This is a genomic window from Pseudomonas sp. CROZ-RG-20F-R04-15 (assembly GCF_022662375.1).
Taxonomy (GTDB): domain Bacteria; phylum Pseudomonadota; class Gammaproteobacteria; order Pseudomonadales; family Pseudomonadaceae; genus Aquipseudomonas.
The window spans coordinates 70,685-96,170 of sequence record NZ_JAKNQL010000007.1; the positions used below are offsets into that span (position 1 = coordinate 70,685).

9 protein-coding genes (1 of these 9 only partly in view) are annotated in these 25,486 nt (G+C 62.2%); 7 read left to right on the plus strand and 2 right to left on the minus strand.

The genetic code is table 11. From position 1 onward, the window contains the following. The 6 genes from L8H52_RS12660 to L8H52_RS12685 form a co-directional block, all read left to right on the plus strand. Window positions 1-218, plus strand: partial view of a non-ribosomal peptide synthetase gene (locus tag L8H52_RS12660; RefSeq protein WP_242207320.1) — the final stretch only. Its footprint begins 12,802 nt before the window's first position; 218 of the gene's 13,020 nt are visible here — the last part of the coding sequence; its start codon lies beyond the left edge, outside the window; it ends in the stop codon at window positions 216-218. Further along, on the plus strand, window positions 215-18,043 hold the full coding sequence (locus L8H52_RS12665) for a non-ribosomal peptide synthase/polyketide synthase (RefSeq protein ID WP_242207321.1): 17,829 nt from the start codon (window positions 215-217) through the stop codon (window positions 18,041-18,043). The genes L8H52_RS12660 and L8H52_RS12665 overlap by 4 nt, the downstream gene beginning before the upstream one ends. Window positions 18,044-18,109: 66 nt before the next feature. Then, window positions 18,110-19,258: a macrolide transporter subunit MacA gene (gene macA, locus L8H52_RS12670; RefSeq protein WP_242207322.1), complete on the plus strand. Its 1,149-nt coding sequence runs from the start codon at window positions 18,110-18,112 to the stop codon at window positions 19,256-19,258. Between the two features lie 2 nt (window positions 19,259-19,260). Continuing rightward, the gene (locus tag L8H52_RS12675; protein ID WP_242207323.1) at window positions 19,261-21,219 is read left to right on the plus strand and encodes a MacB family efflux pump subunit; all 1,959 of its coding nucleotides are present in this window, start codon (window positions 19,261-19,263) and stop codon (window positions 21,217-21,219) included. Between the two features lie 591 nt (window positions 21,220-21,810). After that, entirely contained in the window at window positions 21,811-22,176 is a 366-nt protein-coding gene (locus tag L8H52_RS12680; protein WP_186624360.1) for a DUF6124 family protein, read from the plus strand. 59 nt (window positions 22,177-22,235) lie between these two features. Continuing rightward, complete coding sequence (locus L8H52_RS12685) at window positions 22,236-22,517, plus strand: DUF6124 family protein (RefSeq protein WP_242207324.1); 282 nt, start codon at window positions 22,236-22,238, stop codon at window positions 22,515-22,517. A gap of 199 nt (window positions 22,518-22,716) precedes the next feature. On the opposite strand, the gene L8H52_RS12690 is transcribed toward L8H52_RS12685, so the two are convergent. Then, on the minus strand, window positions 22,717-23,463 hold the full coding sequence (locus L8H52_RS12690) for a helix-turn-helix transcriptional regulator (RefSeq protein ID WP_242207325.1): 747 nt from the start codon (window positions 23,461-23,463) through the stop codon (window positions 22,717-22,719). Between the two features lie 318 nt (window positions 23,464-23,781). On the opposite strand from L8H52_RS12690, the gene ycaC reads away from it, so the two are divergent. After that, window positions 23,782-24,414: an isochorismate family cysteine hydrolase YcaC gene (gene ycaC, locus L8H52_RS12695; protein ID WP_007916011.1), complete on the plus strand. Its 633-nt coding sequence runs from the start codon at window positions 23,782-23,784 to the stop codon at window positions 24,412-24,414. An 86-nt stretch (window positions 24,415-24,500) separates the two neighbouring features. Here ycaC and L8H52_RS12700 read toward each other — a convergent pair whose 3' ends face one another. Next, complete coding sequence (locus L8H52_RS12700) at window positions 24,501-25,472, minus strand: alpha/beta hydrolase (RefSeq protein WP_242207326.1); 972 nt, start codon at window positions 25,470-25,472, stop codon at window positions 24,501-24,503. Window positions 25,473-25,486: the final 14 nt, after the last annotated feature.

The window sequence follows — 25,486 nt, forward strand, 5'->3', positions numbered from 1 at the left end:
AAATCACCCTCGCACGGCTCTGGGCCGAGCTGCTCAATGTCGAGCGGGTAGGGCGTCACGACCATTTCTTTGAGTTGGGTGGTCACTCGCTGCTGGCGGTCAGTCTGATCGGCCGGTTGCGTCAGGAAGGCATGGAAGCCGATGTCAGGTCGCTGTTCGAACATCCGACCCTAGCCGGCTACGCCGCAATTACCGAAAGAATGGAGATCGTCCTGTGAATGTGCTCGAACTGTTGGCCACGTTGAAGGCTAAAGACATCCAACTGGCGGTCACCGATGATCAGCTGCGGGTGAACGGCAACAAGCAGGCCTTGAGCGATCCGGCATTGCTGGCGTTGTTGCGCGAACACAAACCGGCGCTGATCGAACTGATCAAGGCTGGGCAATACTCGGCCACCAAGGCCGGTCAGGTCGAAGTCCCGGCCAACGGCATCGCTGCCGACGCCACGCAGATCACCCCGTCGATGCTGACCCTGGTCGAGCTGGATCAGGCCAGCATCGACCACGTCGTGGCGCAAGTGCCCGGCGGCGCGGCGAATGTGCAGGACATCTATCCGCTGGCACCCTTGCAGGAAGGCATTCTTTACCACCACGTCAGTGCTGGTGAAGGCGATCCGTATGTCATGCAGTCGCAATTTGCCTTCGCCAGCCGCGAGCATTTTCAGGCGTTCGCGCAAGCGTTGCAAACCGTGATCGATCGCCATGACATTCTGCGCACGTCGGTGCACTGGCAAGGCCTGGACGCACCCGTGCAAGTGGTCTGGCGCCGTGCCGAGCTGCCCGTGGAAGAAGTCGTGGTGCCTGACGCTGGCAGCGATGTGCTGGCGTACCTGCACGAGCGGTTCGACGCGCGACACTTTCGCCTCGACGTCAGCCGCGCGCCGCTCATGCGTCTGGCCCACGCCTGGGATGAAGCCGGGCAGCAAGTGATCGCGACCTTGCTGTTCCATCACATGGCCCTCGACCACTCGGCCCTCGACGTGGTGCGGCATGAAATGCGTGCCTGTCTCAGCGGGCAACGTGAGTTGTTGGGGCGGCCGGTGCCGTTCCGCAATTACGTGGCGCAGGCGCGCCTGGGTGTCAGCGAAGTCGAGCACGAGGCGTTTTTCCGCGACATGCTCGGCGACATCGACGAGCCAACGTTGCCGTACGGCTTGCAAGACGTGCAGGGTGACGGCAGCGAGATTGTTGAATTGAGCCAGCCGATCGAGCCGCTGCTGGGCCAGAGCTTGCGTGCTCAGGCACGCCAGCTCGGGGTGAGTGCCGCGAGCCTGTTTCACCTCGGTTGGGCGCAGGTGCTGGCAGCGTTGACCGGCAAGCAGCAGGTGGTGTTCGGCACGGTGCTGATGGGGCGCATGCAGGGCGCCGAAGCCATTGACCGCGCACTGGGGATCTTCATCAACACCTTGCCGTTGCGGGTGAATGTCGACAGCGCCGATGTGCGCGCCGCCGTCAACGCTACCCATGCGCGGCTGACCTCGCTGATGCGCCATGAATACGCGCCGCTGGCGTTGGCCCAGCGCTGCAGCAACGTGGTCGCGCCGACACCGCTGTTCAGCACGCTGCTCAACTACCGCCACAGCCACAACGTCAGCACGGCCAGCGCTGAAACACTCGCAGCGTGGGAGGGCATTGCCACCCTGCACTCCGAGGAGCGCACCAACTATCCGCTGACCCTGAGCGTCGATGACCTCGGCGACGCGTTCAGTCTGACGTTGCTGGCGAGCACGCAAATTGACCCGCAGCGTATCTGCGCCTACATGCACTGCGCACTGGAAAACCTGCTGCTGGCGCTGGAGCAGGCGCCGCAAACACCGGTCAGTCAACTGCCGGTTCTGCCGGCAGCGGAACTTGAGCAAGTGCTGGTCGGCTTCAACGCTACGCAAATGAGTTTCCCGCCGGCGCAGACCCTTCAGCAACGCTTTGAAGCCCGGGTTGTCGAGCGGCCGGAAGCGCTGGCAGCAGTGTTTGCCGACGCACAATTGACCTACGCCGAGTTGAACCGCCACGCCAATGCCCTGGCGCATCATCTGATCGAGCGCGGGGTAAAACCCGACGACCGCGTGGCCATCGTCGCCCGCCGGGGTCTCGATACGCTGATCGGGCTGGTCGCGATTCTCAAGGCCGGCGCCGGTTACGTACCGGTCGATCCGGCCCACCCGGCCGAGCGTTTGAACTATCTGCTCGGCGACAGCGCGCCGGTGGTCGTCCTCACCCAAACCGATCTGCGTGAGCGCTTGCCGGCGCTGGAGGTGCCGGTGATCGACCTCGACCGCTGCACCTGGCCACTGACCTGCACGCTCAACCCGCACGTGTCAGGACTGACCGCCTCACATCTCGCGTATGTGATCTACACCTCCGGCTCCACCGGCCTGCCCAAAGGCGTGATGGTCGAGCATCACACCTTGAACAATCTGGTCGATTGGCACTGCTCGGCATTCGACCTGTGCGCCGGTCGCCACACTTCAAGCCTCGCCGGTTTCGGTTTTGACGCGATGGCTTGGGAAGTCTGGCCGGCGCTGTGCGCAGGCGCGACCTTGCACTTGGCACCGACCCACAATGGCAATGAAGACATCGACGCGCTCTTGGCGTGGTGGCAGGCGCAACCGCTGGACGTCAGCTTTCTGCCGACGCCGGTGGCTGAATACGCGTTCAGCCAGAACCTCGAACACCCGACCCTGCGCACGCTGCTGATCGGCGGTGACCGCTTGCGCCAGTTCAATCGCAACCAGCATTTCGACGTGATCAACAACTATGGTCCGACCGAGGCCACGGTGGTCGCGACATCGGGGCGGGTCGACAGCAGTGACGCGCTGCACATCGGTAAACCGGTGAGCAACGCCACGGTGTACCTGCTCGATGAGCAGCAACGCCCGGTGCCGATCGGCGTGGCCGGCGAGCTGTACGTCGGCGGTGCCGGCGTCGCCCGTGGTTACCTCAATCGCCCGGAAATGACCGCCGAGCGCTTTTTGCGTGATCCGTTCAGTGACGTGGCCAACGCGCGGATGTACCGCACCGGTGACCTCGCACGCTGGCGCGAAGACGGTACCCTGGAATACTTGGGGCGCAACGACGATCAGGTGAAAATTCGTGGTGTGCGCATCGAACTGGGGGAAATCGAAACCTGCCTCAATCAGTTACCGGGGATTCAGGAAGCCGTGCTGCTGGCCCGCGAAGACCAACCCGGCCAGCCGCGCCTGGTGGCGTATTTCACCGAGCAGGCGCAGGTTGAAGCACTGCCGGTCGGCGAGTTGCGCGCGCAACTGCTGAGCCGCTTGCCGGAATACATGGTGCCGGTGGCATTCGTCAAACTCGAGGCGTTGCCATTGACCGCCAATGGCAAGGTCGACCGCAAAGCCTTGCCGGCGCCGGAGCTGTCGGCGCTGTTCACTCGCGAATACGCGGCGCCCGAAGGCGAGGTGGAAACCGCGCTGGCGCAGATCTGGGCCGATGTGCTGCAGGTCGAGCGGGTCGGACGTCAGGATCACTTTTTCGAACTCGGCGGCCATTCGTTGTTGGCGATGCGCATGGTCTCGCAAGTGCGCCAACGGCTCGGTGTCGAGTTGGCGCTGGCTGATCTGTTCGCCAACGCCGAACTGGTGGCGGTCGCTGCGGTACTGAGCGAGGCGGGGCGCTGCACGCAACCGGAGATTGTGCCGGTGCCGCGTGACGGCGCCTTGCCGCTGTCGTTCGCCCAGCAACGTCTGTGGTTTCTGGCGCAAATGGAAGGCGCCAACACCGCCTACAACATTCCCGTGGCCCTGCGTTTGCGTGGCCGTCTCGATGACGATGCGCTGCAACGTGCATTGGCGCGGATCGTTGCCCGCCATGAAACCCTGCGCAGCCGTTTCGCCCAGTTCAATGATCAGGCACAGGTGTTGATCGCTCCGGTCGACAGCGGCTTGTTGCTGCGCGTGGAAGACCTGCGCCAGCACCCGCAACCCGACGAAACCTTGCAGGCGCTGATTCAGGGCGAAGCTTCGGGGCCGTTCGATTTGCAGGACGATGCGCTGATTCGCGGGCGGCTGGTACGGCTGGCCGACGATCATCACGTGCTGTTGCTGACGATGCACCACATCATTTCCGATGGTTGGTCGATGGGCGTTTTGACCCGCGAACTGATGGCGCTGTATCGAGCATTCAGCCAGGGTCAACCGGATCCGCTGCCGCCGCTGCCGCTGCAATACACCGATTACGCCGTGTGGCAGCGGCGGTGGCTCAGCGGTGAGGTGTTGCAGCGCCAGAGCGAGTTCTGGCAGCAGAACCTCGCGGGGGCGCCGGCGTTGTTGCTGTTGCCCACCGATCGTTCGCGCCCGGCGCAGCAGGACTATGCCGGCAGTAGCGTCGACGTTGTGCTCGACGAGCGCTTGAGCGCCGGCCTCAAGGCGCTGGGGCAACGGCATGGCGTGACGTTGTACATGACGCTGATGAGCGCCTGGGCCATGCTGCTCAGTCGTTTGTCCGGTCAGGCTGAGGTGGTCATCGGTTCGCCCGTGGCCAACCGCAACCGTGCCGAGATCGAAGGCTTGATCGGCATGTTCGTCAACACCCTGGCCATGCGCATCGACACCTCGGGCGAACTCAGCGTCGAAGCGCTGCTGGCCCGAGTCAAGGCGCTGACGCTGGCGGCGCAGGCGCATCAGGATCTGCCGTTCGAGCAGGTGGTGGAAATCATCCGGCCCATGCGCAGCCTGGCGCACAGTCCGGTGTTCCAGACGTTGCTGAGTTGGGACGGTCTGGCAGGCCCGGCACTGGCCCTCGGTGATTTGACCCTGGAAGGCGTGGCCGAGCCCAGTCACTTTGCCAAGTTCGATTTGTCGCTGAGCCTGGGTGAGTCCAACGGTGTGATCCGGGGCTCGCTAGAGTACGCCACCGCGTTGTTCGACGAAGCAACGGTGCTGCGTTTTGTCGGTTATTTCCAGCGTCTGTTGCAGGCGATGGTCGCCAATGAGCAAACGATTCTGGAGCACGCACCGCTGTTGGCGCAGGACGAACAGCAACGTTTGCTGGCCGGGTTCAATGCCACCGACATCGATTACGATCTTGACCAGACGATTCATGGCCTGTTCGAGGCGCAAGTCGCGCGCACGCCGCTGGCGATTGCGTTGCAGAGTGACGCGCAACGTCTGAGTTTTGCCGAACTCAACGCCAGGGCCAATCAACTGGCGCAGCACTTGCGTGGCTTGGGGGTGCGGCCGGATTCACGGGTGGCGATCTGCGTCGAGCGTGGTCTGGACATGGTCATCAGCCTGCTGGCGATCCTCAAGGCTGGCGGTGGTTACGTGCCGCTGGACCCGGCGTATCCGCTGGAGCGTCTGGCCTACATGCTGGAGGACAGCGCGCCGCTGGCAGTACTGGTGCAAGGTTCCACTCGCGGGCTGCTCGGCGAGGTCACCGTGCCGCTGATCGATCTCGATCAACCGCACTGGCATTCGCTGCCGAGCGACCCTCTGTCCACCGCCGAGTTGACTCCGCAACACATGGCGTACGTGATCTACACCTCCGGTTCGACCGGCCAGCCAAAAGGCGTGGTCAACGAACACAGCGCAGTGGTCAACCGCTTGTTGTGGATGCAGGACGCTTATCAACTGACGGCGGCTGACACGGTTTTGCAGAAAACCCCGTTCAGTTTCGACGTGTCGGTGTGGGAATTTTTCTGGCCGCTGATAACCGGCGCACGTTTGGTCATGGCGCAGCCCGGTGGGCACAAGGACCCGCTGTATCTCAGCGACATCATCGAGCAAGAACGGATTACCACGCTGCACTTCGTGCCATCGATGCTCGACGTGTTCCTTGCCCATGGCGACACCGAGCGTTGCTCGGAGCTGCGTCAGGTGATGTGCAGCGGCGAAGCGTTGCCCGGCAGTCTGGTGCGGCGGTTCAAACGGCAATTGCCGGGCAGCGCGTTGCACAACCTCTACGGCCCGACTGAAGCCGCCGTAGATGTCACCGCGTGGAATTGCGCCGGGCCGCTGGAGCAAACCCCGGACAACACGCCGATTGGCAAACCGATCGCCAACACCCGTATGTACATCCTCGACGGCCAACAACAACCGGTGCCGCACGGCGTGGTCGGTGAGTTGTACATCGGCGGCGTGCAGGTGGCCCGTGGTTACCTCAATCGGCCTGAGCTGAGCGCGGAACGCTTCCTCGATGACCCGTTCCAGGCCAATGGCCGTATGTACCGCACCGGCGACGTTGCCCGCTATCTGGCCGACGGCAATATCGAATACCTGGGCCGCAACGACGACCAGGTGAAAATCCGCGGCTTGCGCATCGAACTGGGTGAAATCCAGGCGCGCCTGACCCAGGTCCAGGGCGTACAGGAAGCCGTGGTGCTGGCCCGCGAAGACGTGCCCGGCGACAAGCGTCTGGTCGCGTATTACACCGGAGAGCGGTTGGACATCGAAGCGCTGCGCAGCCATTTGCTGGAGCACTTGCCGGACTACATGGTGCCTGCAGTGTTGGTGCATCTTGATTCGCTGCCACTGAGTCCGAACGGCAAACTCGACCGCAAGGCACTGCCGGCGCCGGATCTGACAGCACTGACCACACGTGAATATGAAGCGCCGATAGGCGAGGTGGAAGTCGCTCTCGCGCAACTGTGGGCCGAATTGCTCAATGTCGAGCGGGTCGGGCGCCACGACCACTTCTTCGAACTGGGCGGGCACTCGCTGATGGCGGTGAATCTGGTGGCGAAAATGCGTCGTGCCGGTCTGAGCGCCGACATCCGCGTGCTGTTCAACCAGCCGACACTGGCCGCGCTGGCGGCGGCCGTGGGTGGTGAGCCGGAGGCCGAAGTACCGGCCAACCGCATTTCGTCTGACTGCACGCGTATAACGCCGGAACTGCTGCCACTGGTAGCGCTCGATCAAGCGACCCTTGACCGCATCGTCGCCAGCATCCCCGGCGGCACGGCCAATGTGCAGGACATCTACCCCTTGGCGCCGTTGCAGACGGGCATTCTGTTCCATCACCTGTCGGCCGCTCAGGGCGACCCCTACGTATTGCAGGCACAGTTTGCGTTTGCCGATGAGCAGCGCCTGAACACCTTCACTGAAGCTCTGCAGAAGGTCACCCAACGCCACGACATTCTGCGCACCTCGCTGTTCTGGGAAGGCCTCGCAGACCCGGTGCAAGTGGTTTGGCGCCAGGCGTCGCTGGTCTGCGAAGGTATTGCGCTGGAGGACGTGAGCGGCGATGCACTGGTGCAGTTGCGCGCTTGCTTCGATGCCAGCCATTACCGCATGGCCGTTAACCAGGCGCCGCTGATGCGCTTGGTCCACGCGTGGGATGCGGTCAATCAGCGGGTTGTCGCGTTGTTGCTGTTCCATCATCTGGTGATGGACCACGTCGCGCTGGAAGTGCTGCAACAGGAAATGCAGGCCTTCCTCAGCGGCCAGCCACAACGTCTGGCCGAGCCGGTGCCATACCGCAATTACGTGGCGCAGACCTTGACCGGGATGAGCGATCTGCAGCATGAAAGCTTCTTCCGCGACATGCTCGGCGATGTCGATGAGCCAACTCTGCCTTACGGCCAGGCCCCGGCACAGCAAGGGTTGGCTGAGCAGGCACGGTTGACCCTCGACCTCGGTCTGAGCCGCGACATCCGCCAGCAGGCGCGGCGTCTGGGTGTCAGCGCCGCGAGCCTGATGCACCTGGCCTGGGCGCAGGTGCTCGGGCAGTTGTCGAGCCGCGACGACGTGGTGTTCGGCACGGTGTTGCTCGGGCGTTTGCAGGGCGGTGAGGGCGCCGAGCGTGCGCTCGGGGTGTTTATCAATACCTTGCCGCTGCGCATCGATCTGACCGCGCACAGCGTCAAAGGCGCGGCCCTGGCCACCCATCAACGGCTGAGCCAATTGCTCCAGCACGAACACGCGCAACTGGCGCGTATCCAGCATTGCAGCGCGATGGCGCCGACCACGCCGCTGTTCAGCACTTTGTTCAATTATCGTCACGGGGCTGCGGCGCCAGCGAGTTCTACCGAGGCCGCAGCGGCCTGGCACGGTATGCAATTGCTGGAAGCCGAGGAACACAGCAACTATCGCCTGACCCTTAGCGTCGACGACCTCGGCGAAGGCTTCAGTTTCAGCGCATTGGCCGGTGCCGGCATCGACGCACGGCGCACCTGTGACTATCTGCAATGTGCTTTGCACAGCCTTGTGCAAGCGCTGGAACAGGCGCCACATCAAGGCTTCGAACGCTTGTCGATCCTGCCGGTCGCAGAGCGCGAACAGCTGTTGATCGGCTTTAATGCCACCCACGCCGATTACCCTCAGGGGTTGACGATTGGCCAGCGTTTCGAGCAGCAAGTGGCTGAGCGACCGCACGCGCTGGCGGCGATTTTTGCAGGCGCGAGCCTGAGTTACGCCGAACTCGACCAGCAGGCCAACGCCTTGGCGCATCATCTGATCGAAGCGGGTGTGCGGCCTGATGATCGTGTGGCCATCGTTGCCCGTCGCGGGCTCGATACGCTGGTCGGACTGGTGGCGATTCTCAAGGCGGGCGCCGGTTATGTGCCGGTGGACCCGGCGCATCCAACGGAGCGCCTGAACTATCTGCTGGAAGACAGCGCACCGGTTGCGGTATTGACCCAAAGCGCACTGCGCGCACGCCTGCCCGAGCTGCAAGTGCCGCTGATCGACCTCGATCTGCGCCAGTGGCCGAGCGCCAGAATGGATACTCCGTCAGTGCCCGCGCTGACACCGCAACACTTGGCGTATGTGATCTATACCTCTGGTTCCACCGGGCTGCCCAAAGGCGTGATGGTCGAGCACCGCACCCTGAGCAATCTGGTCGACTGGCACTGTGCGGCGTTCGATCTGCGCGCCGGCAGCCACACCTCAAGCCTCGCCGGGTTCGGTTTCGACGCCATGGCCTGGGAAGTCTGGCCGGCGTTGTGCATCGGCGCGACGCTGCATCTGGCGCCGGCCCACGACGGCAACGAGGACATCGATGCGCTGCTCGACTGGTGGCGCGCGCAGCCGCTGGACGTGAGCTTCCTGCCGACGCCGGTGGCCGAGTACGCCTTCAGCCAGGAGCAGGCGCATCCAACTCTGAAAACCCTGTTGATCGGCGGTGACCGGCTGCGCCAGTTCAACCGCAACCAGTCCTTCAAGGTGATCAACAACTACGGTCCGACCGAGGCTACGGTGGTTGCCACGTCCGGGTTGATCGAGGCCGGGCAAGTGCTACACATCGGCAAACCGCTGAGCAATGCCAGTGTTTATCTGCTTGATGAGCAACAGCGCCCGGTGCCACTGGGGGTGATGGGCGAGCTGTACGTTGGCGGTGCCGGCGTTGCCCGTGGCTACTTGAACCGCCCGCAAATGACCGCCGAGCGTTTTCTGCACGACCCGTTCAGCCCTTTGCCGAACGCGCGGATGTACCGCACCGGCGACCTTGCGCGCTGGCGCGAGGACGGCACACTCGACTACCTGGGGCGCAATGACGATCAGGTGAAAATCCGTGGCGTGCGCATCGAACTCGGCGAAATCGAGACCTGCCTCAATCAGTTGCCAGGGATTCAGGAAGCCGTGCTGCTGGCCCGTGAAGATCAACCCGGCCAGCCGCGACTGGTGGCGTATTTCATCGAGGCGGCGCCAGCCGAGGCGCTGAGCGTCGGACAAATACGTGCGCATCTTGCGGAGCAACTGCCGGAGTACATGCTGCCGGCCGCTTTTGTCCGGCTCGACGCCTTACCGCTGACGGCCAACGGCAAAGTCGACCGCAAGGCGTTGCCGAAACCGGATCTGGCCGCGTTGTTCACCCGCGACTACGCCGCGCCGCAGGGCGAGACCGAAACCATCCTGGCGCAGATCTGGGCCGAGGTGCTGCAGGTCGAACGGGTAGGGCGCCATGATCATTTCTTCGAACTCGGCGGGCATTCGTTGCTGGCGATGCGCATGGTTGCGCAGGTCCGGCAACGGTTGGGACTGGAGTTGGCGTTGGCGGATCTGTTCGCCAATGCCGAACTGGCGGCGGTCGCTGAGTGCCTGGTGGGTGCCGAGCGCAGCACTCAGCCGTCGATTGTCCCGGTAACGCGTGACGGCACCTTGTCCTTCGCCCAGCAACGCCTGTGGTTCCTGGCGCAAATGGCGGGCGGCAACTCGGCGTACAACATCCCCATCGCCCTGCGCCTGCGTGGTCGGCTCGACATCGATGCGCTGCAAGCGGCGCTGGCGCGCATCGTGGCCCGCCACGAAACCCTGCGCAGCCGCTTCATTAGTTGCGATGACGCTGCGCAGGTGACGATTGCGCCGGTCGACAGCGGCGTGCTGCTGCGTGTGGAAGATCTGCGCCAAGAGCCTCAGGCCGAGGACACCTTGCAGAGGTTGATGACGCAGGAAGCCTCGACGGCGTTTGATCTGCAGAACGACCCGTTGATTCGCGGACAGTTGCTGCGTCTGGCCGACGATCAGCAAGTGCTGTTGCTGACCGTGCACCACATCGTCGCCGACGGTTGGTCGATGGGCGTGCTGACTCGCGAGTTGATGGCCTTGTATCAGGCGTTCAGCCAGGGCCAGCCCGATCCGCTGCCGGCGCTGACGTTGCAATACGGTGATTACGCGGTGTGGCAACGACGCTGGCTCAGCGGCGAAGTGCTGCAACGGCAATGCGAATACTGGCAACAAACCCTCGACGGTGCTCCAGCGCTGTTGACGCTGCCCACCGATCGTCCGCGCCCGGCGCATCAGGATTATGCCGGCAGCAACCTCGAAGTGGTGCTGGACCCACAGCTGAGCGCCGGACTCAAAACCCTGAGCCAGAGCCATGGCGTGACCCTGTTCATGACCCTGACGAGTGCCTGGGCACTGCTGATGAGTCGTCTGTCCGGGCAGGCCGATGTGGTGATCGGTTCGCCAGTGGCCAACCGCACCCGCGCTGAAATCGAAGGGTTGATCGGCATGTTCGTCAACACCCTGGCGCTGCGCATCGATACCTCGGGCGAGCCGAGTGTCGAAACGCTGCTGGCAAGGGTCAAGGTGCAGACACTGGAGGCGCAGGCGCATCAGGACTTGCCGTTCGAACAGGTGGTGGAAATCACCCGACCGTCGCGCAGCCTGGCGCACAGCCCGCTGTTCCAGACCACATTGAGCTGGGACAGTCACGGCGGCCCGCAACTGGCGCTGGGTGAGCTGACCCTGGAAGCGGTGGCCGGCGCGGACGAGGTCGCCAAGTTCGACCTGACGCTGACCCTGGGCGAGGTCAACGGCGTGATTCGCGGCTCGCTGAACTACGCCACGGCGCTGTTCGACGAATCGACCATCCGCCGCTATGTCGGCTATTTCCAACGGCTGCTGCAAGCGATGGTCGGCAATGATCACGCAGTCCTTGAACACGTGCCGTTACTGGCGGCGGAGGAGCGTCAGCGCTTGCTCGTCGACTTCAACGCCAGCGCACGCGATTACCCGCAGACCCTGACCGTGCACGGGGTTTTCCAGCAGCAAGCGGCGGCGCATCCAAAGGCTGTGGCGGCGGTGCATGGCGCGCAATCGCTGAGCTATTTCGAACTGAACGCGCAGGCCAATCGCCTCGCTCATCACCTGATCGGCCAAGGCGTGCAACCGGGGGATCACGTGGCGATCCTGCTGCCACGCTCGCTGGAACTACTGGTGGCGCAACTGGCGATTGCCAAGTGCGCGGCGGCCTATGTACCGCTGGACATCCATGCGCCGAGCGAGCGTCAGGCGTTCATGGTCGAGGACTGTCGGGCGGCCGCGCTGCTGACCCTGAGCGGCGAAATCATCGATTACGCCGCGCCGCGTATCGATCTGGACAGGCTGACCCTGAGCGGGCAACCGACGCATAACCCCAATCTTGTGCAGTCCTCGGAGTCGCTGGCGTACATCATGTACACCTCCGGCTCCACCGGCACGCCGAAAGGGGTGATGGTGCCGCACCGTGGCATCGGCCGTTTGGTGCTCAATAACGGTTACGCCGATTTCAATGCGCAGGATCGCGTGGTGTTCGCCTCGAACCCGGCGTTCGATGCCAGCACCATGGATATCTGGGGCCCGCTGCTCAACGGTGGTCGCGTGGTGATCATCGATCATCAGACCCTGCTGGATCCGCAGGCCTTTGGCCGTGAACTGAATGCCAGTGGCGCGACGATCCTGTTCGTCACCACTGCGTTGTTCAACCAGTACGTGCAACTCATCCCGCAAGCGCTCAAAGGCCTGCGCATTCTGCTCTGTGGTGGCGAGCGCGGTGATCCGGCGGCGTTCCGCACGCTGTTGGCCGAGGCGCCGGATCTGCGCATCGTGCATTGCTATGGCCCGACCGAAACCACCACCTACGCCACGACCTTCGAAGTGCGGGAGGTGGCGGAAAATGCCGAGAACGTGCCGATCGGTGGGCCGATTTCCAACACCCAGGTCTATGTACTCGATGCGCATCAGCAACCCGTGCCGATAGGCGTGACCGGTGAGCTGTATATCGGCGGGCAGGGCGTGGCACTGGGTTATCTGAACCGAGCCGATCTGACCGCTGAGAAATTCTTGCGTGATCCATTCAGCGATAAACCCGGCGCGTTGCTGTATCGCACCGGCGACCTCGCGCGCTGGCTGGCACCGGGGCAACTCGATTGCGTCGGGCGCAACGACGATCAGGTGAAAATCCGTGGTTTCCGTATCGAACTGGGTGAGATCGAAAGCCGTTTGCTCAACTGCGCGGGGATCAGGGAAGCCGTGGTGCTGGCGCGCCGCGACGCTCAGGAAACCCCGCGTCTGGTCGCCTATTACACCGCGCACGCCGGGCAACTCGACAGCACCGAATTGCACGCGCAACTGTCGGCGCGCTTGCCGGAGTACATGGTGCCGACGGCGTGGGTGCAACTGGAAGTGTTGCCGCTGAACAACAACGGCAAGATCGACCGCAAGGCGCTGCCGGCACCGACCCAGGCCGCCATGCTCAGCCGGGTCTACGTGGCGCCGGTCACGACGCTGGAGGAAAACCTGGCGCGCATCTGGGCCGGGTTATTGCAGGTCGAGCAAGTCGGACGACATGACAATTTCTTCGAGCTGGGCGGGCATTCGTTGCTGGCGATGCGCATGCTGTCGCAGGTTCGCCAACAGCTGGATGTGGAGCTGACACTGGCCGAGCTGTTCGCCAATCCGGAACTGGCGGCCGTGGCACAGGCGTTGAGCCGGGCCGCACGCAGCACGTTGCCGGAGATTGTGCCGGCAGCGCGTGAGCAAGCACTGCCGTTGTCGTTTGCGCAACAGCGCCTGTGGTTCCTGGCGCAAATGGACGGTGGCAACACGGCGTACAACATTCCGCTGGGCCTGCGTCTGCGCGGGCGGCTGGATGAAGACGCGCTGCAACGGGCACTGGCGCGCATTGTCGAGCGCCACGAAACCCTGCGCAGCCGCTTCACCCAGATCGACGATCAAGCGCAGGTGCTGATCGTGCCGGCCGAGGCCGCGCTGTTGCTGCAAGTTGAAGATTTGCGCCAGCACCCGCAGGCCGATAATGCTTTGCGTGGGCTGATCGAAGAGCAAGCCGGCGCACCGTTCAATCTTGCTTGCGATTCGCTGATTCGCGGACGTCTGGTGCGTCTGGCCGACGATCACCATGTGCTGTTGCTGACGCTGCATCACATCATCTCCGATGGCTGGTCGATGGGTGTGCTGACCCGTGAGTTGGCGGCGTTGTATCAAGCTTTCAGCCATGACCAGCAAGACCCGTTGCCGGCGCTGGCGTTGCAGTACAGCGATTACGCGGTGTGGCAACGCCGCTGGCTCAGTGGCGAGGTGCTGCAACGGCAGAGCGATTACTGGCAGCAAACCCTGGCCGGTGCTCCGGCGTTACTGACGCTGCCGACCGATCGCCCGCGTCCGGCGCAACAGGACTTCGCCGGCAGCCATATCGATGTGGTGCTGGGCGCGCCTCTGAGTCGCGGACTCAAAGCGCTGTGCCAACGTCGCGCGGTGACGCCGTACATGGTGATCTTGAGTGCCTGGACGATGTTGCTCAGTCGCTTGTCCGGGCAGACCGACGTGGTCATCGGCTCGCCGGTGGCCAACCGTACCCGCGCCGAAATCGAAGGCTTGATCGGCATGTTCGTCAACACCCTGGCCCTGCGCATCGATACGTCGGGCGCACTCAGCGGCAAAGCGTTGCTGGCGCGGGTCAAGGCGCAAACCCTGGCGGCGCAGGCGCATCAGGATCTGCCGTTCGAGCACGTGGTGGACATCAGCAAACCGCTGCGCAGTCTGGCTCACAGCGCGCTGTTCCAGACACTGTTGAGCTGGGACAACAATGACGGCCCGAGCCTGCAGCTCGGTGACCTGACCTTGGAAGGCGTGGCGGGGGAAAGCCACTTTGTGAAGTTCGACCTGTCGCTGAGTCTCGGCGATAGCGCCGACGGCGTTCGCGGCTCGCTGCGTTACGCCACGGCGTTGTTCGATGAGTCGACGGTGCGACGTTTTGTCGGTTACTTCCAGCGCTTGCTGGCGGCGTTGGTCAGCGATGAACAAACGCTGCTGGAACAGGTGCCGTTGCTGGCGCAAGACGAACGTCAGCGCCTGTTGCACGACTTCAACGCGAGCGAAGTCGATTGCCCGCTCGAACAGCCGTTGCACTGCTTGTTTGAAGCGCAGGTGCGGATTAAGCCCGAGGCCATCGCCGTGCAATCCGAAGCCGGGTGCCTCACCTATCGCGAGCTCAATTCGCGGGCCAATCAACTGGCTCATCACTTGCGCGAACAGGGCGTGCAGCCGGATTCACGTGTGGCGATTTGCGTCGAGCGCGGGCTGGATCTGGTGGTCGGTTTGCTCGGTATTCTGAAGGCAGGCGGGGCGTATGTACCGCTGGATCCGGGGTATCCGGCGGAACGTCTGGCGTACATGCTCAAGGACAGCGCGCCGGTTGCGGTGCTGGTGCAAGCGGCGACGCGTTCGCTGTTCGACGCGCCTGCAATGACCTTGATCGACCTCGATCAAGGTCATTGGCAACAGCTGCCTGATCATGATTTGCAGGTACCGGACCTGAGCGACGCGAACCTGGCCTACATGATCTACACCTCCGGTTCCACCGGCCTGCCGAAAGGCGTGATGATCGAGCATCGCAGCGCCTGCAACATGGTGCATTGGGGCTCGCAGATCAGTGCGCCGACCGAGCATGGCGCACTGTTGCAAAAGGCCCCGTTCAGCTTCGACAGTTCGGTGTGGGAGATCTTCTGGCCGCTGTGTTCCGGCCTGCGCCTGGTATTGGCGCGGCCGGATGGCAACCGCGATTCGGCTTATGTGGTGCAGGCGATTCGCGAGCAGCAAGTGACGGTGGTCAAGTTCGTACCGGCGCTGCTGCAGGACTTCATCGAACAGGCCGATGTCAGCCAGTGCACCAGCCTCACCGATGTGCTCAACGGTGGCGGCGAACTCACTGCCGCGCTGGCGCGTCAGGTGCGCGATCGCCTGCCGTGGGTGCGTTTGCACAACGTTTACGGCCCGACCGAAACCACGGTTGACAGCACCGGCTGGACGCTTGAACCGGATCAACCGGTGCCGCACAGCGTGGTGCCGATCGGCCAGGCGCTGAGCAACACACGCTTGTACGTGCTCGATGCTTACGATCAACCGGTGCCGCAGGGTGTCAGCGGCCAGTTGCACATTGGCGGTGTGGGTGTGGCACGCGGTTATCACGGACTGCCGGAGATGCAGGCCGAGCGTTTCATCGACAGCCCGTTCGTGGCCGGTGATCGGCTGTACCGCACCGGCGATCTGGCGCGCTACAACAACGACGGCGATCTGGAATTTCTCGGACGCAATGACTTCCAGATCAAGCTGCGCGGCTTGCGTCTGGAACCGGGTGAAATCGAAGCGCGGTTGACCGAACATCCGGCGATCCGCGAAGCGGTGGTCATGGTGCGCGATGAACGCTTGGTGGCCTGGTACACGTTGCGAGCAGGGATCGAAACGCCAAACCTGGAGATTTTGCGTGCCCATGTGCTGGAACGATTGCCGGAATACATGGTGCCCGGTGCCTATGTGCTACTCGACGCATTGCCGCTGACCCCCAACGACAAGGTCGATCGCAAGGCCTTGCCGGAGCCGGGCGCCGACGCCGTGATCAACCGTCCTTATGTGGCGCCGCAAGGCGAGGTGGAAACCGCGATGGCGCGGATCTGGGCCGAAGTGCTCAACGTTGAGCAAGTCGGGCGTCATGACAACTTCTTCGAACTGGGTGGGCATTCGTTGCTCGCGGTGCGACTGGTCAATCTGCTGCAACGCGGCGGAATGCAGGTGTCACTGGCCGAGTTGTTCCAGCATCCGAGCATCGAGTCGGCGGCGGCTTTGCTCGCTCAGGACGAAATCGCCGGACTGCCGGAGGGGCTGGTCGTGTTGCGTACCGGGACGCGCGGCACGCCGCTGTTCCTGGTGCATGAGTTCAGTGGCCGCGACGTGTATTTCCCGACGCTGGCGCAGCACATTGGCGGCGAGTTTGCGATTTATGGCCTGCCCGGCGTGCCGCTGGGTCAGCCACAGCTGCGCACAATCGAATGCATGGCCACGCGGATGGCCGGGATCATCCGTTCGGTGCAGCCACACGGGCCGTATCGTCTGGCGGGCTGGTCATTCGGCGGGGTGCTGGCCCATGAAGTTGCCCAGCAATTGCTGGGTCAGGATCAAGCGGTGGACTTCATCGGCATGCTCGACAGCTACGCGCCCAACTCGCTTGCTCAGGACAAGGCGATGTGGAGCGGCAAGGATCTCGACAAGCGCCAGTTGCTCGGGCATTGCCGGGGGCGTGCGCTGATGCTCGGTGCCGAAGGCGCCACCGCGTTGGCGTCGGTCGAGGCGCTGGAAGCCGAGAGGGAACAGTTGGATTTCCACGCGCTGTTCCAGCGTTGCCAGGTGCAGCAACTGACCGATCCGGAACTGGCCACGGTCAGCGCGGCCGACGCCTGGCATTACTTTGATCGCGAGGCGGCGCATCGTCTGGCCTTGGCGCATTACCGGGTCAGCCCGGCGAGCCAGACGATTCATCTGTTCCGCGCCCAAGAGCTGATGGTCGGGCAGTCTGTGCCAAGCCCGACACGCGGTTGGGAGGAGCGCTTCGACAGTCGTCTGTTGCAGTGCATCGATATCCCCGGTGATCACCGCAGCATGATGAAAAATCCGCATATTCAGGCGTTGGGGCAGGCCATCACTCAGGCACTTGAGGCGGTAGTCGCGCCCGCCACTGCGGTGTATCAGCCGCTGCTGACGATCCAGAGCGGGCACCTGGGGCATGCGCCGATTTTCTGTGTGCCGGGGGCGGGCGACAGTGTCACCGGGTTCATTCATCTGACCGAAGCGATGGGCCCGGAGTGGCCGATCATCGGCCTGCAACCGCGCGGGCTGGACGGCAGCAGTGTGCCGCACAGTCAGGTCGAGGCCGCTGCCGCGTCTTATCTGCAGGCGATCGTGCAGGCTTACCCGCAAGGCCCAGTGCACCTGATCGGCCATTCTTTTGGCGGTTGGGTCGCGCATGCCATGGCAGCGCAGTTGCAAGCGGTCGGGCGCGAGGTGGCTTCGTTGACGTTGATCGACAGCGAAGCCCCGGGCGATAACGGTACGGCGGGCAAACCGTACACCGGCACGGCGGCGCTGGAGCGCTTGATCGACACCCTGCAACTGTCCAGTGGCAAGTCGCTGGAAATCGATCCGCAGACCTTCGCCGACGAGGATGACGCCACGCAAATGCGCCTGTTGCATGCCGGTATGGTGCACGCCGGCGTGCTGTCGGAGCGCGCCGCGCCCGATGCGATGCATGGCCCGGTCCGCACCTTCGCCACGGCATTGCGCACGGTCTATCAACCACAACTGGCATACACCGGGCCCGTGCGGCTGGCGCTGGTCGATGACCCGACGCTGGATGCGTGGGGCAATCAGCGCGAGCAAGCGGCGATGGTTGAGGGTTGGCAGCGCCAGGTGACGGATCTGGCGGTGTGGTACGGGCCGGGCAACCACTTCACGATTCTCAAGGCGCCTAACGTCTTCAGTCTCGCGGCGTGGTGGCATGACGGCCTGAAAGTGCCGGCCGGCCAAGTGCTGTCCTGATTGTTGTTTATCTACCAGAGCCCGGCCGCTGGCCGGGTTCACCCCTGAACGGACTTGTGGTTATTTATGGAAAAGTCGAAGTTGCGCAAAGTCGGTATGGGTTTGGCGTTGGTTGCGGTGGCGGGATTGGCGTTCTACGCGGTGCAGGCACCGGCCGAGGCGCCGCAATACCTGACCGCCCCGGTGGAACGCAGTGACATCGAAAACGCGGTGCTGGCCACCGGGTTGCTCGAAGGCATCAAGCAAGTGGACGTCGGTGCGCAAGTGTCCGGGCAATTGAAGTCGCTCAAGGTCAAGGTTGGCGACAAGGTGAAGAAGGGGCAGTGGCTGGCGGAAATCGATCCGCTGGTGTTGCAGAACACGCTGCGCCAGGCTCAGGTCGATGAGGAGAACCTGCAAGCGCAAAAACGCGCCACCCAGGCTCAGCTCAGGCAGACCAAAGCGATTTACGAGCGCTACAAGAACTTGCAGGACGACGCGTCGATCTCGCGCCAGGATTTTGAAACCGCCGAGTCGAACTATCAGGTACAACAGGCCAACCTGATGTCGCTGGATGCGCAGATCAAAAGTGCGCATATCCAGATCGACACGGCCAAGGTCAATCTGGCCTACACGCGGATTGTCGCGCCGATAGATGGCGACGTGGTCGGCGTGGTCACGCAGGAAGGGCAAACGGTGATCGCCAGCCAACTGGCGCCGGTCCTGCTAAAACTGGCGGATCTGGACACCATGACGGTCAAGGCGCAGGTGTCCGAGGCCGATGTGATTCATATCGCCCCGGGTCAGGAGGTGTATTTCACCATTCTTGGCGAGGACAAACGCTATTACGCGAAATTGCGCGGCACCGATCCGGCGCCACAGAACTTTCTTGAAACGCCGCCCGCCGGTACGCCGAAGCAAAGCAGCGCGGTGTTCTACAACGCCTTGTTCGAGGTGCCCAATCCCGACCATCGTTTGCGCATTTCGATGACCGCGCAGGTGCGCATTATCCTCGACACCGCCAAGGCAGTGCTGACCGTGCCGGTGGCGGCGCTCGGTCCGCGCAATGCCGATGGCAGCTTCCCCGTGCGCGTGCTCGACGCCAAGGGCCACGCGCAGTCGCGCAATGTGCAGACCGGGATCAACAACAACGTCAAAGTGCAGATCAATGGCGGTCTGGCCGAAGGCGATCGCGTGGTCATCGGTGATCCGCTGACCAATGTGGCGGGGGCCTGAGCATGACCGAACCACTGCTACAGCTGACCGGCATCACCCGCAGTTTTACCGCTGGCGACCGCGAATTTCTCGCGCTGAAGAACATCAACCTGACAATCAATGCCGGGGAAATGGTCGCGATCATTGGCGCTTCGGGTTCCGGCAAATCGACGCTGATGAACATCCTCGGCTGCCTCGATTACGCCACCGCCGGCAGCTACAGGATCAACGGTCAGGAAACCCGCGATCTGGACAATCAGGCACTCGCCGAACTGCGCCGCGACTACTTCGGTTTCATCTTCCAGCGATATCACTTGCTGCCGCATTTGAGCGCGATGCACAACGTCGAGATGCCGGCGATTTACGCCGGAACGCCGCAGCTTCAGCGCCATGCCCGTGCCCGTGAATTGTTGGCGCGGCTGGGCCTGGAGGGGCATTTGACGCATCGGCCGAGCCAGCTCTCAGGCGGTCAGCAACAACGGGTGAGTATCGCCCGAGCCTTGATGAATGGCGGCGAAGTGATCCTCGCCGACGAGCCGACCGGCGCCCTCGACACGGCCAGCGGCAAAGAGGTGATGCGCATCCTGCTGGAGCTGCACGCGGCGGGGCACACGGTGATTCTGGTGACCCACGACCCGAAAGTCGCGGCCAACGCCGAGCGCATCATCGAAGTCAGCGACGGCGAAATCCTCAGCGACCGTGCCAACGAACGCGACACCACGCAACTGCTCAGCAACGAACCGGTGACGCCGAAAGCCAACGCCTCTCGACGTCTTGTTGCCAGTCTCGGGTTGTTCAAAGAGGCGTTCGCCATGGCCTGGGTGGCGTTGATTTCCCATCGCATGCGCACCTTGCTGACCATGCTTGGCATCGTCATTGGCATCACCTCGGTGGTGTCAATTTCAGCGGTGGGCGAGGGCGCGAAGAACTATGTGCTCAAGGACATCGCCGCGATTGGCAGCAACACCATCGATGTCTATCCCGGCAGCAGTTACGGCGACAAACGTGCCGCCGCCATCGAAACCCTGACGCCGGCCGATGTCACCGCGCTCAATCAGTTGTATTACGTCGATAGCGCCACGCCAATGATTGGCCGCAGCCTGTTGCTGCGCTATCGCAATATTGACCTGGATGCGCAGGTCAACGGCGTCAGCGACCAGTACTTCAAGGTGCGCGGGATCAGGATGGCAGCGGGTATCCCGTTCAGCGAAAACGATGCGCGGCGCCAGGCGCAGGTGGTGGTCATCGATCACAACACCCGGCAGCGCTTGTTCGGGCAAGACGTTGATCCGTTGGGTCAGGTGATCCTGATCGGTAACCTGCCGTGCACGGTGATCGGTGTGGCCGCGCAGGATAAAAGCCTGTTCGCCTCGGGCAAGACCCTCAACGTCTGGGTGCCCTACGAAACCGCCGCCGGGCGGGTGCTGGGCCAACGATATCTGGACAGCATCAGCGTGCGCATGAAGGACGGCCAACCAAGCAAAGTGGTGGAAGAGCACGTCACTCAACTGCTGCTGCAACGCCACGGCACCAAGGATTTCTTCACCAACAACCTCGACAGCGTCTTGCAGACGGTGCAGAAAACCAGCCGTTCGCTGGCGTTGCTGCTGTCGTTGATTGCGGTGATTTCGTTGGTGGTGGGTGGTATCGGGGTGATGAACATCATGCTGGTGTCGGTGACCGAACGCACCCGCGAGATTGGCATTCGCATGGCAGTGGGCGCGCGGCAGTCGGACATTCGTCAGCAGTTTCTGGTGGAGGCGGTGATGGTGTGTCTGTTGGGCGGGGCGATCGGGATTTCCCTGTCGTATGCGATCGGGCATTTGTTTTCGGTGTTTATCAAGGAGTGGGAGATGGTGTTTTCGCTGGCGTCGGTGCTGACGGCGGTGGTGTGCTCGACGTTGATCGGGATTGTGTTTGGCTTTGTACCGGCGCGGAATGCTTCGCGGCTGGATCCGATTGAGGCGTTGGCGCGGGATTAAAAGCGGACCCTCACCCTAACCCTCCCCCGGAGGGAGAGGGGACTGACCGAGGTGTTCTTTCGAGTTACACCGACGTGGGATACTGAGCCGAACTCAGGTTTTGAACAGCACAAAGATCGGCTCCCTTTCCCCCCTCGCCCCCCTGGGGGAGAGGGCTGGGGTGAGGGGGTAAATCCCACTGACACACCGCAAAACCTCGAACCACCGCCATCCAGAATTTCCATCAATAAACACCACGCCGTGAGCGCGTTTAAATTACACGAACCGTTACGTCATACCGCCTACAACACCTTGCGTCGTTACCTACGTGTACGCCAGAATCCGCCGGCTTACGCGGCTATGGGTCGGGATATATCGTTTGCCTGTCACTGCAAATCAGTGATCGGGTTTGGTAGCCCGCTTCGGTACCGCCGTATGGCGCCACCTTATGCAGTCTTTTTGCGGCTGCGTTTTATATGGTGGACATGCGTGGGGCTCATTCATGAGCGCCGGGTTTCCGTATCGACCGGTCTACCAACCCGCGCATGGCCGCCACCTTCGTTTGGTAGCGAAAGTGATGGCTCCGGTTAATTTCGATACGAGACTTTATCTATGTTCAAAGCCACACCCAACCCACCAGATACCGATCCAATCCCCTACGACGCCGCACTGGAACCTCAAAACATCAAAGAGGCCACAGAACGGGCGATCAATTTCTACCTCAATCCTTCCGCGCTCAAAACCTCAAAACCCACCCGCAAAACCGGCAAGATCTACCTGATCGACCCCACCGTTGATGACGAAACCCTGCTCGTCGAAGCCTACGAATCGCTGTCCTCGGCCAGTGACATGGCCCGCGATCTTGCCGACTCGGTCGACAGTCCTCACCGCAAGAAAATGCTGATCCTGCAACAGGTGATCATGTTGAGTGAATTGGTGGTGAGTCGCGTCCTCGACAACCAGCGCTTGCCCAACTAATTGCGAAACAGCCGCGTGAGGGAGCCTGCTCCCTCACTGTGCAGAAGGAGCTTGAGCTTATGTCCAAGACACCCGATCCGCCGGTGACTGCGGCCAACATCATGGCCACGCCCTACACGCCCAACGCTATGTTCCGGGTCAACCCGCAAATTGATACCGAATCCCTACTGGCAAACGCCTGTGAATCGCTGGCATCCGCCTCGGTCATGTTGTGTGATTTTGCCGGGATGCTGGAGGGGCCGCACCGCAATACCTTGCTGGGTATTGCGCAAGTGGTGATGTTGGGGGAATTGGCGGTGAATCAGGCATTGGAGCACGTCGCGGGATTGCCCTCACCCTAACCCTCTCCCAGTGGGAGAGGGAACTGACCGCAGTGTTTGCTGGAGATGCACCGACGTGAACTACCGAGCCGAACTCAGGTTTTGAAAAGCTCAAAGATCGGCTCCCTTTCCCCCTCGCCCCCTTGGGGGAGAGGGCTGGGGTGAGGGGGGAATCTCACTGACACACCCAAAAAACCGAAACTCTCACTATCCCGATGTATCAAGCCGCACTCGACGCTAACGTCTCCAACGGCGAATACATCCAGCGCATCAACGAATGCCGCCCGCTGATGCCCAACTTGATCGCCGCCCGTTTCAAATAGCTCTCCACGGTGTTGACCTTCAACGCCAGTTGTTCAGCCAGTTCCGGCGCCGTGCGGCCGGCGAGCAGGCCGACACACACTTCGGTTTCACGGTTGGACAGGCTCAGCCCCAGTTGCTCCAGGCGCTCGTCAAAGCGCAGGCGCAAGGTTTCCAGACCGTTGCCTTCGGCGGCCTCGGGTGGGCTTTGTGGGTCAGGGGTGGTCGGTTGCAGGGCGTTGATGTGTTTTTCCACCATCGGCAGCAGCACCGGGGAGATGTCCTGCAACAGGCTGCGCTCCTGCGCGGAAAAACGCTGTGACTCGCCATTGCGGTACACCGAAATCACGTAGCGGTAGCCGTCCTTGCGCCGGGTCAGGTGCAGTTGCGAAGCGTCTGCGCTGGTCGCGGCCGGCGGATTTTGTAAATGGTGGGCCGCCGCACTGTGTTCGGAAAACACTGTTTCGGCGAGCAGGGCGGGCTCTTTCTGCGGCTCAGGCTCATTGCGACTCGATGCGCGGCCGACCGGTTCGACGCGCATCTGCCGGATGTGCGTAGCGTCCACCGCCAGTTGCGTCAGGATCAGGTCATGCAGCATGCGCGGAAAGTGCCGGCTGCCGGTGCTGGCGATGACCTTGCCGATGTGGGGGAACAAGTGTGAATTCATATGCGTGTCATCCCTGAGAGGCGTTAATTCAAAAACGTCTGCAGCGCCGTCGACGATCTCCTTGGTCGACGAAATACCGCAGACTTGGATCCTATCCTAGTACAACGTTTGAGCGACGGTTTAATGAAGGTGTTATTAGCTAATAACCGCGACTCTGCTGGGTCGAAGGTGAAAACGCCGAGATTCCGGTGGCGAATTGTCCCGTTCAGGTTGACGGTGAAACGCGTTTCAACCGATTTATCCCTTTTCGATGCGTCAGTAACCTGTACACAACTTGAACGCAACAACAACTTCCAACATTGAAAAGGGACGCAGACCATGACCACTCCAACCTACAACCGCCTGAACAAAGACGACGCCATCGTGCTGCTGGTCGACCACCAGACCGGCCTGATTTCTCTGGTCCAGGACTTCTCGCCAAACGAGTTCAAGAACAACGTCCTCGCTCTGGCGGATCTGGCGAAGTTCTTCGAACTGCCGACCATCCTCACCACCAGTTTCGAACAAGGCCCGAACGGCCCACTGGTACCGGAACTGAAAGAGATGTTCCCGGACGCGCCGTACATCGCTCGCCCAGGCCAGATCAACGCTTGGGACAATGAAGACTTCGTGAAGGCGATCAAGGCCACCGGGCGCAAGCAGATCATCATTGCCGGTGTGGTGACGGATGTCTGCGTAGCGTTCCCGACCTTGTCGGCGCTGGCGGAAGGCTTTGATGTGTTTGTGGTCACCGATGCGTCGGGCACCTTCAACACCACCGTGCAACAAGCCGCATGGAGCCGCATGACTCAGGCCGGCGCACAGATGATGAACTGGTTCTCGGTGGCGTGTGAGCTGCACCGTGACTGGCGCAACGATATTGAAGGGCTGGGCAATCTGCTGTCGCAGCGGATCCCTAACTATCGCAACCTGATGAACAGCTATTCAGCGCTGACCGCTCAGCAAAAGTAAGCCTGCGCGACCGAACAAAAGCCTGCCCTGAAAAGCAGGCTTTTGTCGTGTCTGCGCTTTAAAGCGCTGGCAGCGTTGCGATGGCGTTACTTCAGGTTTTGGCTGAAGAAGCTGGTCAATTTGGCGAAGGGAATCAGGTTGACCCGGTCGTACAAGTCGACATGGCCGGCCCCAGGAATGATCAGCAGCTCTTTGGGCTCGGCCGCGCGCTGGTATGCGTCTTCACTGAACTCGCGGGAGTGCGCCTGAGCACCGGCAATGAACAGCAGCGGGCGCGGGGAGATGCTCTCGATGTCATTGAACGGGTAGAAGTTCATGAACTTCACATTGCTGATCAGCGTCGGCATGGTGGTGGTCTGCGGCGAAGCGCCGGCCGGAGTGACCTGACCACGCGGGGTGCGGTAGAAGTCGTAGAACTCGTCACCCACGGCGTTGCCGGTGAGTTTGAGCGGTGTGCCGCCGGTGTAGCGGACCGGGCCGCCCCAGGACTGCGCGTTACGCTGCTGCGCCGCCTGTTCAATGATGGATTGGCGTTGCGCTGGCGTGAGCGAATGCTTCAGGCCATTGCGGTTGGCGGCGCCCATGTCGTACATGCTGACGGTGGCAATCGCTTTCAAACGTGGGTCGATCTTGGCGGCGCTGATGGCGAAGCTGCCGCTGCCGCAAATACCGATGACGCCGATGCGCTCGCGATCGACCAGTGGGCGAGTGCCGAGAAAGTCCACCGCCGCGCTGAAGTCTTCGGCATAAATGTCCGGTGCAACCGACTGGCGTGGCTGGCCCTCGCTTTCGCCCCAGAAGGACAAGTCGAACGACAGCGTGACGAAGCCTTGTTCGGCCATTTTGGTCGCGTAGAGATTGGCGCTTTGCTCTTTCACCGCGCCCATCGGGTGGCCGACGATGATCGCGGCATTTTTTGACTGTGGATCTAGGTTCTTCAGGCTGAACAGATTGCCTGCGACCTTCATCCCGTACTGGTTCTTGAAGGTGACCTTTTCCACGGTCACTTTATCGCTGGTGTAGAAGTTGTCTGCGCCGTTCGACATATCGGCTCCCATGGCTGAAAAAGTAC